Origin of the sequence: Phyllobacterium sp. YR531 (genome assembly GCF_000282595.1) — a bacterium.
Lineage (GTDB): Bacteria > Pseudomonadota > Alphaproteobacteria > Rhizobiales > Rhizobiaceae > Phyllobacterium.
Genome location: NZ_AKIZ01000035.1, coordinates 141,135 through 153,426 on the forward strand (window position 1 = coordinate 141,135; position 12,292 = coordinate 153,426).

General features: G+C 51.2%; 10 protein-coding genes. 9 read left to right on the forward strand and 1 reads right to left on the reverse strand.

Annotated elements, in window-relative coordinates:
• The first annotated feature begins 39 nt into the window (after positions 1 to 39).
• From PMI41_RS18540 to dnaK, 3 genes are all read left to right on the forward strand, one after another.
• The gene (locus tag PMI41_RS18540; protein WP_040855802.1) at positions 40 to 930 is read left to right on the forward strand and encodes a LysR family transcriptional regulator; all 891 of its coding nucleotides are present in this window, start codon (positions 40 to 42) and stop codon (positions 928 to 930) included.
• A gap of 74 nt (positions 931 to 1,004) precedes the next feature.
• Complete coding sequence (locus tag PMI41_RS18545) at positions 1,005 to 1,991, forward strand: Gfo/Idh/MocA family oxidoreductase (RefSeq protein ID WP_008127424.1); 987 nt, start codon at positions 1,005 to 1,007, stop codon at positions 1,989 to 1,991.
• A gap of 240 nt (positions 1,992 to 2,231) precedes the next feature.
• Positions 2,232 to 4,151, forward strand: coding sequence for a molecular chaperone DnaK (dnaK, locus tag PMI41_RS18550; protein ID WP_008127427.1), 1,920 nt, complete (start codon positions 2,232 to 2,234; stop codon positions 4,149 to 4,151).
• 55 nt (positions 4,152 to 4,206) lie between these two features.
• Here the strand turns inward: dnaK and PMI41_RS18555 are convergent, their stop codons facing one another.
• Positions 4,207 to 4,773 (reverse strand): hypothetical protein, encoded by a 567-nt coding sequence (locus PMI41_RS18555; protein WP_008127429.1) that lies wholly within the window; start codon positions 4,771 to 4,773, stop codon positions 4,207 to 4,209.
• 295 nt (positions 4,774 to 5,068) lie between these two features.
• Between PMI41_RS18555 and dnaJ the strand changes: the two genes are divergently transcribed.
• The 6 genes from dnaJ to tssI all read left to right on the forward strand — a co-directional run bounded on the left by dnaJ (position 5,069) and on the right by tssI (position 12,135).
• On the forward strand, positions 5,069 to 6,199 hold the full coding sequence (gene dnaJ / locus PMI41_RS18560; RefSeq protein WP_008127430.1) for a molecular chaperone DnaJ: 1,131 nt from the start codon (positions 5,069 to 5,071) through the stop codon (positions 6,197 to 6,199).
• Positions 6,200 to 6,282: 83 nt separating this feature from the next.
• Positions 6,283 to 6,879 (forward strand): phospholipid N-methyltransferase PmtA, encoded by a 597-nt coding sequence (pmtA, locus tag PMI41_RS18565; RefSeq protein WP_008127432.1) that lies wholly within the window; start codon positions 6,283 to 6,285, stop codon positions 6,877 to 6,879.
• A 79-nt stretch (positions 6,880 to 6,958) separates the two neighbouring features.
• Positions 6,959 to 7,669 carry an orotidine-5'-phosphate decarboxylase gene (gene pyrF / locus PMI41_RS18570; RefSeq protein WP_008127434.1) on the forward strand — a complete coding sequence of 237 codons (711 nt, stop codon included), beginning with the start codon at positions 6,959 to 6,961 and terminating at the stop codon, positions 7,667 to 7,669.
• Between the two features lie 127 nt (positions 7,670 to 7,796).
• Entirely contained in the window at positions 7,797 to 8,084 is a 288-nt protein-coding gene (locus PMI41_RS18575) for a DUF1330 domain-containing protein (protein ID WP_008127436.1), read from the forward strand.
• Positions 8,085 to 8,271: 187 nt separating this feature from the next.
• Complete coding sequence (locus tag PMI41_RS18580; RefSeq protein WP_008127438.1) at positions 8,272 to 9,543, forward strand: polyhydroxyalkanoate depolymerase; 1,272 nt, start codon at positions 8,272 to 8,274, stop codon at positions 9,541 to 9,543.
• A 435-nt stretch (positions 9,544 to 9,978) separates the two neighbouring features.
• Positions 9,979 to 12,135 carry a type VI secretion system tip protein TssI/VgrG gene (gene tssI / locus PMI41_RS18585; protein ID WP_008127440.1) on the forward strand — a complete coding sequence of 719 codons (2,157 nt, stop codon included), beginning with the start codon at positions 9,979 to 9,981 and terminating at the stop codon, positions 12,133 to 12,135.
• Positions 12,136 to 12,292: the final 157 nt, after the last annotated feature.

The following is a 12,292-nucleotide window of genomic DNA, read 5'->3' on the forward strand; positions in this document are numbered from 1 at the left end:
TCGCTTAAAATTTCACGGGTTGTTCTATACAATAGATCAATGGATCGCTCTCACCTGCCTCAACTTGCCATCTTTGCCACTGTTGCCGCTTGCGGCGGTTTCCGTGGTGCAGCGAAAGAACTTCGCATCGCGCCATCGGCAGTAAGTCATGCTGTGTCCTCGTTGGAGCAATCTCTTGGTGTCAGATTACTGACCAGAACCACGCGCAGCGTTGCAGTCACGGATGAAGGTGCGATGCTGTTGAAACGGCTCAAGCCCGCGCTTGGCGAGATCGATCTGGCGCTTGATGCGGTCAAGGAGGCGAATAATCGCGTTGCCGGTAATCTCCGGCTCAGCGTCCCGCCCTTTGCGGCTCATTGGCTGCTTGCGCCAAGGCTTGCGGACTTCAGTGATACCTACCCCGGTATAACACTGGAGGTTCGCGTGGAGGAACAGTTCAACGATATTGTAGCCGCGGGCATGGATGCCGGTATGCGGCTTGGGGAAAGTCTGCAATCGGACATGATCGCGGTGCGCATGAGCGATGCCATCACGGCCAGCATCGTTGCCACACCGAAATATTTTCAACGCAATCCGGTACCGCTGCATCCGCGTGATCTGCTTCATCATCGCTGCATCCGCCGAAGGTTTGCAAGTGGTCAGGTCTATCGCTGGGAGTTTGAAAAAGGCGTTGAAGAGATTGTCCTTGATGTCGATGGCCCTTTGATTCTTGGCGACGACAGATTGGTGGTGGAAGCGGTGCTTGGCGGTGCAGGCATAGCATTTCTTCTGGAGCACATGGCGCCCGAAGCAATTGCCGATGGCAGGCTCCGCCGGGTTCTTGAGGATTGGTGCGCGCCGTTTCCGGGCGTCTATCTTTATTATCCAAGCCGCAGGCAGATGCGTCCTGCTCTGCGGGCATTCATCGATTTCTTCAAATATACGGGCTGATCGGTCTTTCCTTCAGTGGCCGAATTGCAATAGGGTGCGCACCGCTCATTGCGCAGGTAATAAGAGGATTTGTCATGTTTCGCTGGGGTATTCTTTCCACCGCCAAAATTGGTATCACTGCGGTCATCCCCGCGATTTGCGATTCGGAGAATTCCGTATTATCCGGTATTGCCAGCCGCGACTTTGCAAAAGCACGCTCTCTGGCTGATCGTTTTGGCGCTCCCCTGGCATTCGGCTCCTATGAGGAAATGCTCGCCTCCAAGGATATTGATGGCGTGTATATTCCCCTGCCAACCTCGCAGCATGTGGAATGGTCTTTGAAGGCTGCAGAAGCCGGCAAGCATGTGCTTTGCGAAAAACCGATCTCGCTCAATGCTGGTGAGATCGCTGCGCTTTTGCAGGCGCGCGACAAACATGGCGTCTTGATTTCCGAAGCCTTCATGATCACCTATCATCCGCAGTGGCTGAAAGTGCGTGAACTGGTGCAAGGTGGAGCGATAGGAACCTTGCGTCATGTGCAGGCGGCTTTCACCTATTTCAACAAGGACGCGGGCAATATGCGCAACCAGCTGTCGCTGGGTGGCGGCGCCCTGCCGGACATCGGCGTTTATCCGACCGTGGCAACACGGTTTGTCACGGGTAAGGAGCCACTGCGTGTTGCGGCAAGTGTTGAACGCGATCCGGATTTTGGCACTGATCGCTACGCCAATGTCCGCGCTGACTTTGACGGGTTTGAGCTGAATTTCTATGTTGCAACCCAGCTTGCAGCCCGCCAGTCCATCGTTTTCCACGGTGACAAGGGCTATATTGAAGTTCTGGCCCCGTTCAATACGGGCAAGTATGACCATGCAAAGGTCAGTTTGCACAATGCGGCACATGACGGGGCGCAGGAATTCAATTTCGGTGCTGTCAACCACTACAGGTTGCAGGTCGAAGCATTTGCCCGTGAAGCTCAAGGCGAGAAGGCAGGCGTGTTTTCGCTGGAAGATTCGGTACTGAATCAGAAGCTCATCGACGCAGTCTATCGCGCTGATGCGACAGGTGAATGGGAAGCTGTTTGAAGAGACATCCCTCTTATCGCATAAAACCGGCTAAAAACCCCGTTTTATGAGTCTTTTTGGGCAATTAAGGGTGTAAATTGCACTGCTTCTTACTTGCATGGCAATTTAGCCCTTCTTATATAGCCCTCAACACTGTAAGGAACTGCCCGCCCCGGCAGTCCTGATTTTGTTAACCCCTAGGGGCTGCCCGTATGGAATGCTCGGCAGAGGTCCCGGCAGCCTGCTGAATGGAGAAGAGTAATGGCTAAAGTTATCGGTATTGATCTGGGTACGACCAATTCCTGCGTTTCCGTCATGGACGGCAAGAGCGCGAAGGTCATCGAAAATGCAGAAGGTGCACGTACAACGCCTTCGATCATCGCTTTCACGGATAGTGATGAGCGCCTTGCTGGCCAGCCGGCCAAGCGTCAGGCTGTAACAAATCCGGAAGGGACAGTTTTTGCGGTCAAGCGCCTTATCGGCCGCCGCTACGAAGACCCGACTGTTGCCAAGGACAAGAAGCTTGTTCCTTATGAAATCGTCAAGGGCGACAATGGCGATGCCTGGGTTGAAGTTCACAAGAAGAAGTATTCGCCTTCACAGATTTCTGCAATGATCCTGCAGAAGATGAAGGAAACAGCTGAGGCCTATCTGGGCGAGAAGGTCGAAAAGGCTGTCATCACTGTTCCGGCTTACTTTAACGACGCCCAGCGTCAGGCAACCAAGGACGCAGGCAAGATTGCCGGTCTTGAAGTTCTGCGCATCATCAATGAGCCGACTGCTGCTGCCTTGGCCTATGGCCTCGACAAGAAGGAAGGCAAGACCATTGCCGTCTACGATCTTGGCGGTGGTACATTCGACGTGTCCGTTCTGGAAATCGGTGATGGTGTCTTCGAAGTGAAGTCCACCAATGGCGACACGTTCCTTGGCGGTGAAGACTTCGATATGCGCCTGGTCGAATATTTCGCAGCCGAGTTCAAGAAGGAACAGGGCATCGACCTGAAGAACGACAAGCTTGCTCTGCAGCGCCTCAAGGAAGCTGCTGAAAAGGCCAAGATCGAGCTTTCCTCGTCGCAGCAGACTGAAATCAACCTGCCATTCATTACGGCAGATGCTTCCGGTCCAAAGCACTTGACCATGAAGTTGTCGCGTTCGAAGTTCGAAAGCCTGGTTGACGATCTGGTTCAGCGCACGGTTGAGCCATGCAAGGCTGCGCTCAAGGATGCAGGCCTCAAGGCTGGCGAAATCGATGAAGTGGTTCTCGTCGGCGGTATGACCCGCATGCCGAAAATCCAGGAAATCGTCAAAGCCTTCTTCGGCAAGGAACCACACAAGGGTGTGAATCCGGACGAAGTTGTTGCCATGGGTGCTGCCATTCAGGCCGGCGTTCTGCAGGGCGACGTTAAAGACGTTCTTCTGCTCGACGTTACACCGCTCTCACTCGGCATCGAAACGCTCGGCGGTGTGTTCACACGCCTGATCGAGCGCAACACAACGATCCCGACCAAGAAGTCGCAGACCTTCTCCACGGCTGAGGACAATCAGTCCGCCGTGACGATCCGCGTCTTCCAGGGCGAGCGTGAAATGGCTGCCGACAACAAGTCGCTTGGTCAGTTCGATCTCGTAGGTATCCCGCCCGCACCGCGCGGTATTCCGCAGATTGAAGTCGGTTTCGACATTGATGCGAACGGTATCGTCAACGTGTCTGCCAAGGACAAGGGCACCGGCAAGGAACATCAGATCCGTATTCAGGCATCGGGCGGTCTTTCCGACGCCGATATCGAGAAGATGGTCAAGGATGCCGAAGCCAATGCCGAGAGCGACAAGAAGCGCCGTGAGGCCGTCGAGTCCAAGAACCAGGCTGAAGCTCTGATCCATTCGACTGAAAAGTCGCTGAAGGATTATGGCGACAAGGTTTCGGCTGAAGACAAGGGCTCGATCGAGACAGCTCTTGCCGAGTTGAAGACTGCTGTTGAAGGCGATGACGCGGAAGACATCAAGGCCAAGACACAGACGCTTGCCGAAGTTTCGATGAAACTTGGACAGGCCATGTACGAAGCCTCACAGGCTGCTGAAGCTGGCGAAGGCGCAGAAGCCGACGCAACTGCCAAGGCTGACGATGATGTTGTTGATGCCGATTTCGAAGAAATCGACGAAGACGGCAAGAAGAAGTCTGCCTGATTCAACGCTCTGCGTTTAATGAAAAGCCCGGCCATTGTGCCGGGCTTTTTTGTTTTCAGTGCGGTTCAGGTCGAAATGTCGGGTTCATTTCCATATCCGGATCGTCATTACAGCCAGCACCTGTCATAATGCATCTGGAGCCAATTTTTGGCATGTTAGGCGGCAATCTCCTTATGTGCTCACACCTCCACATGCTTTCAGCAAAGTAATCGTCTATCTTACTGCCGTCGACCATGATCAATTGATTTCTTATAACCGGCCTTGCTCCGTCTTCGGAGAGCATAAGAGCGAAAACTCTGATCGCTATATTAGCGTGATGACAAGATCCCATGGACAAGCTGATCTCTGCCATGTCTTTTTTGTTTTCTGATTGTGCCGCAGCCGTTATCGCTTCCAGCAAGGCACCATCCTTCTCTCTAATTTGCTCACTCAGTTTTTTAAGTCCAATCTGATCGCCGCTCTCAATCAGTGAAGAAACCTTGTATTCCAAACGTTGCGCTTCGGCACCGTCACCAAATGACTTTAAGGCATCCATTATCTGATTTTTATCCGAGGCGGAGGCAGGTGAGACAATCATAGCCAGAGTAAAGAAAATTGATATTTTTGAATTTTTTACAAACATTTTACTTTTAACCAAATACCGGAAAATTCATTAAAATTGAATGCGTGAGAAGGGAAAAATGCACTCGCAACAGGCGGGTGGTGAAGTTTTCAACCAATTTAAAATAAACAATAGCGTATGATCACAGATGAAGAACAGCATCTTTTGCCACACAATTGCAATAATCCGCAAATAAGCGCCATTTCATTAGAATCAATGTAAGTTAACTATGGCATTTGTGGGCGTGAGCACCTAAATACCGCTCTTAAACGAGCTTCTGCGGAAGTTCTCGCGATTTCATGGAACGAGTGTTTGGATGAAGGCTGACTATTACGAAACCCTCGGCGTAGGCAAAAGCGCTGATGAGAAAGAGCTGAAGAGCGCTTTCCGTAAACTGGCAATGCAATTTCACCCTGACAAGAATCCGGGCGATGCCAATGCCGAGCACAAGTTCAAGGAAATCGGCGAAGCTTATGAAACGCTGAAAGACCCGCAGAAGCGCGCTGCCTATGATCGTTTCGGACATGCAGCCTTCGAGAACGGTGGCATGGGCGGTGGTGGTTTTGGTGGTGGCGGTAGCGGCGGTTTCGCCGATATCTTCGAAGACATTTTTGGCGAGATGATGGGCGGTGGGCGCCAGCGTCGTTCTGGTGGTCGTGAGCGCGGCGCAGACCTGCGCTACAATATGGAAATCACCCTGGAAGAGGCCTATGCCGGCAAGACGGCGCAAATCCACGTTCCGACATCCATTACCTGCGATGAATGTTCAGGCAGCGGTGCTAAGCCCGGCACGCAGCCGGTTACTTGTGGAACATGCAGCGGTTCCGGACGTGTACGTGCTGCTCAGGGATTTTTCTCTATTGAGCGCACTTGCCCGACCTGTCATGGCCGTGGCCAGATTATCAAAGACCCATGCCCGAAATGCAGCGGTCAGGGACGTATCACCGAAGAGCGCGCGCTTTCGGTCAATATTCCAGCTGGTATTGAAGACGGAACCCGTATTCGCCTGACGGGCGAAGGTGAGGCAGGATTGCGCGGCGGTCCATCCGGCGATCTCTATATTTTTCTTTCATTGAAGCCGCATGAATTCTTCCAGCGTGATGGCGCTGATCTCTATTGCAAGGTTCCCATCTCGATGACGACTGCCGCCCTTGGCGGGCAGTTCGAAGTGGCGACACTCGATGGCACGCAAACGCGGGTAAAAATTCCCGAGGGCACGCAGAACGCCAAGCAGTTCCGCCTCAAAGGCAAGGGAATGCCGGTTTTGCGGCAGCCAGCCATGGGTGACCTCTACATCCAGATTGCAATTGAAACCCCGCAGAACCTCAACAAAAAGCAGCGCGAACTGCTTGAAGAGTTCGAACGTGTTTCTTCTCAGGACAACAGCCCGCAATCGACGGGCTTCTTCTCCCGGATGAAAGATTTCTTTGAAGGGCTAAGCGAATAATTTCTTGAGGCATTCGCAAGCTGCGGCCTTGCTTCTGCCATCGGTTGCGTCATAAACTTGTCTAGCTGCGACGGAGGAATGGCATGTCACGACCACTGGGCAAGAAGTTTGCCGAAAAGTTCGGCGAGGAAATTCGCTTCTTTAAAGGTTGGATGCATGGGCCGAAGGCCGTCGGGTCAATCCTGCCGACAAGTTCCATTACTGCCCGGCGCATGGCAAGTGTCGTTAATCCGCATTCCGGCCTTCCGGTACTTGAACTTGGACCGGGCACGGGTGTCATCACCAAAGCTATTTTGAAGCGTGGTGTTCAACCGTCCAATCTTTACAGCGTGGAGTATTCAGCGGATTTTGCTGAGCATTTGCGTGAGGATTTTCCCGGCGTGAACATTATCGAAGGCGATGCCTTCGATCTGGATACGACACTTGGCGACAAGCGGGATCAGAAATTTGACTCCGTTGTTTCGGCGGTGCCGCTGCTGAATTTTCCCGTCAATGACCGGGTGAAGATCATTGAAGATCTTTTGCGCCGTATCCCCCATGGCCGCCCGGTGGTTCAGATTACCTATGGACCGATGTCCCCGGTTCCTGCCGGCCGTGGTAATTACAAGGTTGAACATCTCGATTTCATTATCCGCAATGTGCCGCCCGCCCGTTTATGGGTTTATCGCCGCGCCGATTAAGCGGTTCCTTCCAGGTTTCATCTTTCCTAATGAATGATTCTGTGCGATTGGAATGCGATCAACAGAAAGGTGATTTGCCATGACGGATGCGGCTTTACGCGAGCGCCTGATCGTCGGCCTTGACGTGCCAACGGTTGAGATAGCCAATGAGGTTGTCAGTGAATTGGGCGATACGGTAACTTTCTACAAAATCGGTTACCAGCTGGTCTTTGCCGGTGGGTTGGATTTTGCTTCCGATCTTGTCCGGTCGGGCAAGAAAGTCTTTCTCGATATGAAGCTCCTCGATATTGACAATACTGTTGCCAAAGGCGTGGAAAACATTGTCAAAATGGGTGTGTCCATGCTCACCCTTCATGCCTATCCGAAAGCCATGAGAGCCGCGGTCGAGGCCGCCCAAGGTTCAAACCTTTGCCTTCTTGGCGTTACGGTTCTGACTTCTATGGACGGACAGGACCTGATTGATGCCGGTTATGCCGATAGCCCCGAAGCTCTTGTGCTCAAGCGGGCCAAGCAGGCTGCCGATGCAGGCATGGGCGGAATTGTCTGTTCTTCAGCAGAAGCATCTGGGGTGCGGAAAATCGTCGGTCCAAAGCTGAACATCGTGACGCCGGGCATCAGGCCAGCCGGTTCGGATGTCGGAGACCAGAAGCGGGTGATGACACCCGCCGATGCACTTCATGCTGGCGCAACACATCTGGTGGTTGCGCGACCTATTATTGCTGCTCAAGACCGGCGTAAAGCGGCTGAATCGATCCTTGATGAAATGTCGAACGGATTTGTATCGGCCTAAGCAGGCAAAGACGTAGCTTTGGGTAAGAGTACCCAATGAATTGTTGATTCTTCGAGCAAATCAGCCCGAAATTCGGGCAAAATTATAACCTGTGAGAGCAATACAGTTGCAGAAGGTAGAGTAATCAATGGCCAAGGGATATTGGATAGCGCGCGTCGACGTTCGCGATGCTGAGCGCTACAAGGATTATGTTTCGACAGCCAAACCGGCTTTTGAAAAGTTTGGTGCCAACTTTCTGGCGCGTGGCGGTCCCTTTCATGCGTTGGAAGGTCAGGCTCGCGGCCGAAATGTCGTCATTGAGTTCTCATCCGTTCAGGCAGCGATTGATTGTTATAATTCGCCTGAATATCAGGCGGCTAAGCTAATCCGGCAGAGCGTTGCGGATGCTGAAATGCTGGTTGTTGAAGGCGTTTGAGTATTTGCTGAATGATTCCAAAGCCTTGGAATCCGCCTTTTACTGGAACATTTTTATCCGGTCTTATCCGTTTGTTGCATTGCAATATTGTCAAAACCGGATAGGCTCACTGACCAATCAAGAACTTTTTCACCTGTGAGTGCGATGTTCTTTGGGTTGCAGTTGTGTTGATTGATCGGACGGTGGAATGTTTTACCAGCTTTATGAACTCAACCATGCCGCGCTCCAGCCATATCGTGCTTTGGCTGACGCTACCAAGTTGTTTTACGACAACCCATTGAATCCATTATCACAAACGGTTTTAGGGCGTTCAATCACCGCTGGCTGCGAGCTGTTTGAACGCACCACCAGAGCTTATGCAAAGCCCAAATTCAACCTGCCTACGACTGTGGTGGATGGCGTTGAAACAGACATCCGCGAAAAGATCGTCTGGTCAAAACCATTCTGCAATCTGATTCATTTCAAGCGTTCCCTGTCAGCAAAACGTGCTCCAGACCCCAAGATTCTCATCGTCGCGCCAATGTCCGGCCACTACGCGACTTTGCTGCGGGGCACTGTCGAAGCCCTGCTTCCGGATGCGGAAGTCTATATTACCGATTGGGTTGATGCGCGCAGTGTTCCTTTAAGCGACGGCTCATTTGATCTGGACGATTATATCGACTATGTCATTGAAATGCTTCACGCATTGGGTGAAGATACGCATGTCGTTGCCGTCTGCCAGCCTTCGGTTCCGGTGCTTGCCGCCGTGGCAATTATGGAAACCAATGGTGACCGCTTTGCACCTTCAAGCATGACGCTGATGGGCGGGCCAATTGATACCCGCAAGAATCCCACCGCCGTGAACAAGCTTGCCGAAGAAAAGGGCATCGCCTGGTTTCGTGAAAATGTAATCATGTCCGTGCCTTGGCCGCATGCCGGTTTTATGCGCGATGTATATCCGGGCTTTTTGCAGCTTTCCGGGTTTATGAGCATGAATCTCGACCGGCACATTACTGCCCACAAAGAGTTCTTCGTGCATCTGGTCAAGGAAGATGGCGATTCTGCTGACAAGCATCGGGAGTTCTACGACGAATATCTAGCCGTTATGGATTTGACGGCCGAGTTTTATTTGCAGACAGTTGATACTGTCTTTGTGCGTCAGGCCCTGCCTAAGGGAGAAATGACGCATCGAGGTTTGCCTGTCGACCCTTCCTCTATACGCAATGTTGCCCTTCTCACCGTTGAAGGGGAAAACGATGATATTTCAGGCGTTGGTCAGACAAAAGCTGCACAAACGCTTTGCGTCAATATACCTGAAGCTATGCGCATGCATTATTTGCAGCCGAAAGTCGGGCATTATGGCGTTTTCAACGGATCGAGATTCCGTGCGGAAATCGCACCGCGCATCGTCAAATTTGTGAATGACCATGCACAGGCCAAGCGCCAATCAAATGTAACTCCGATCATCAGACGCGCCTGATCGGCTGACGAAGCGGGCATTACCAGCCTTCGCAACGGGTGCTCCCGGCAAACATTTTTGCCGGGTTCTGGATAGGCCATTTCAAAGTGACACGCACCGTCACGCGGCTATTCCGTATTTCCGACGCAACGTTTTTCTGAACCGCGTCTATGACGTTCGCTGCCTTTATAGTCTGATCTTGCTACTGCCTTGGCGGCGCGCAACAGAGTACTGTGTTGTTCGTTTATCGTTGCGTTAACTGCTTTCGAAGTGGTCAAACAGTTGCGTAATTCCAAAAAATCGAAAGGTCTCGTGCGAAGTTCTAATAAGATTTGCTCCAGATAGTGCTTACCAAGTAGTTGGCAGAGTAAGAGATTAACTCTCGACGTAAGCCTTCCGGCAAACTAGAAGAAGCGCAGCTTTTAAAGTTCGAGACCGTTATACATTGAGGTACGAATGGAATTTGAGTTCTTTGATGCTGGTTTGATTCAGGCAGATCGCATTCTTCGCATATCTACCGTTCTTGGGCTTGATGTATTTCTGGCCGAGAAGATGAACATTCGCGAAGAAATCAATGGTCTCTTCGAAATCCAGGTCGATGTTAAATCCAAGAAAACGGATATCAAGCCGGAAGAAATTGTCGGCACACTTGCGGATGTTTCACTAGAGATAGCCTATGGTGAGCGAAGGCCATGGAACGGGCTGATCGTTGGCTTTAGGGAGGGCCCACCGGTTTCCCGGGGGTTAAGATCCTACCGGCTGGTTATCCGGCCGCAAATGTGGCTGCTTTCGCAGCGGTCGGACTGCCGTATTTTCATGGACATGACAACGCTGCAGATAGCTGAAACTCTTTTGTCAGAGCATGGAATAAAGGCAGCTGTGACCGCAGGTGTTGTCGTTCCGCCGGCACCCATCCATTATTCGGTCCAATGGAACGAAACGGATTTGGACTATCTTACTCGCCGTTTCGAACATGACGGCCTGTTTTACTGGTTCGAGCATGAAGATGGTCAGCATACGCTACATATTGCGAGTCATTCATTCGGTTACACCGAAGGTCCTGAGACAGATGTAAGATATGCAGCCGGTTCTACCGACAGAAATCATATCAGCGAGTTTGCCAGAGATTATCAGTTCACCCCGGGAAAACGGGCTGGTGGTGACTGGAATTTTGAAATGCCCAAGGGACCGCAGGGTGCAGTTACGCCTTCGCTAGTGTCTCTGCCGAAAAATGCCGAGTATGAACTGTTTCACTATCCAGCCAAGGCGCTTGACCAGTCTTCAAATGAAGCGGCCTCCAAGCTGCGTATGCAGGCAGTCGAAACAGATCATGAGAAAGTGGAAGGTTCATCGACGGTTCGAACGCTAGCAGCGGGCCGCAAGTTCAAGCCCTATGAGATTGCCCACGCGGATCACGTGTTTGAAGAGTATGTCGTGACAGGCGTCGTACATCGGATCGTGGACCATTCTTACGAAACGGCGGACGATGGTGCGCTGGATTACTCCAACAAGTTTGTTGCTGTGCCTTCCCGTTTGCCGGCAACGCCGCACCGCACCACAATACAGCCAAGGGTTGATGGCTCACAGGTGGCTATAGTTGCCGGACCGCCCGGAGAGGAAATTCATCCTGACGAGTTTGGCCGGATCAAAGTATGGTTTCCCTGGCAGCGTAACCGCGCCAAGAAGGACGGCTCAGACACGTGCTGGATACGCGTAATGCAGTCTTGGGCTGGGGGTGGATTTGGTTCACAAGTCATCCCGCGTATCGGTATGGAGGTCATGGTCACTTATCTGGAAGGCGATCCGGACAGGCCTGTCGTGACAGGCATCGTGCCAAATCCCAGCACCAAGGTCCCTTATAAATTGCCGGAGAACAAAACGAAGAGTGTTTTCCGCACCAATACGCATAAATCGAAAGATGTTATGCAGTTCAATGAACTGACTTTCGAAGATAAAGAGGGGCAGGAAGAGGTTTATCTACATGCCCAAAAAGATCATACAATCCATATTGAGAATAACCGTGCCAAGAGAGTTGATAATAATCAATCTGAATCAGTTGGTCACAATAAATCCATCGAAGTTGGTGATCATCATAACGAGGTTATTGGTGGCAATATGCGCATCCTTGTCGGCGGACATGCTGGCGAAGGATTCAAAGCCGGCCTGATGAATAATGTGCTTAAAGCGCTTCAATACAAGACGCAGTACATAAAACAATTGCCCATAGATCTGTTCAATCAACTCTCACATGATCAGACTAGCGGCCGCTACGAGTTATACGTTGGTTCGCATAAGTATGAACGTGTGGAAGTGTCTTCGACAGAGCAGATTGGCCTTAGCAAAACATCTACGGTTGACGGTATTCGCTCTGATATTACACGTGGAACACATTATACCTACGTTGGAGAAGAAAAGGTCACCGAGACCCTTTTGGGGACGACTGTCATGTCTGGCGAATATATCCAACATCATACAGGAGAAGTGCAGGTACTGTATGACAAGGACGGAAGCATACTAATTCGTGGAAAAAACATAAAAATAGAAGCGGAAGAAATAGAGATGTCTGGATCAAAAAGCATCAAACTAAAATCCCAAAAAATAGATTTGAACTAAGATGAAGAGCTATTTCATTTGTATAGCCGTAACGTTCATTGTATTTTTTATACTTGGGTGCATAACGGATTGGTATCAGGCCAATGCAATAAACGTGTCGAAGCAATATCTAATATTGTCTTTCGCTTCATCCGTGTATTTTTATGTCATTGAAGCG

Coding starts and splice junctions, on each gene's coding strand:
- PMI41_RS18580 (WP_008127438.1), top strand. CDS start 8,272: ATGTTTTACCAGCTTTATGAACTCAACCATGCCGCGCTCCAGCCATAT.
- dnaK (WP_008127427.1), top strand. CDS start 2,232: ATGGCTAAAGTTATCGGTATTGATCTGGGTACGACCAATTCCTGCGTT.
- PMI41_RS18575 (WP_008127436.1), top strand. CDS start 7,797: ATGGCCAAGGGATATTGGATAGCGCGCGTCGACGTTCGCGATGCTGAG.
- pyrF (WP_008127434.1), top strand. CDS start 6,959: ATGACGGATGCGGCTTTACGCGAGCGCCTGATCGTCGGCCTTGACGTG.
- PMI41_RS18555 (WP_008127429.1), bottom strand. CDS start 4,773: ATGTTTGTAAAAAATTCAAAAATATCAATTTTCTTTACTCTGGCTATG.
- tssI (WP_008127440.1), top strand. CDS start 9,979: ATGGAATTTGAGTTCTTTGATGCTGGTTTGATTCAGGCAGATCGCATT.
- pmtA (WP_008127432.1), top strand. CDS start 6,283: ATGTCACGACCACTGGGCAAGAAGTTTGCCGAAAAGTTCGGCGAGGAA.
- dnaJ (WP_008127430.1), top strand. CDS start 5,069: ATGAAGGCTGACTATTACGAAACCCTCGGCGTAGGCAAAAGCGCTGAT.
- PMI41_RS18545 (WP_008127424.1), top strand. CDS start 1,005: ATGTTTCGCTGGGGTATTCTTTCCACCGCCAAAATTGGTATCACTGCG.
- PMI41_RS18540 (WP_040855802.1), top strand. CDS start 40: ATGGATCGCTCTCACCTGCCTCAACTTGCCATCTTTGCCACTGTTGCC.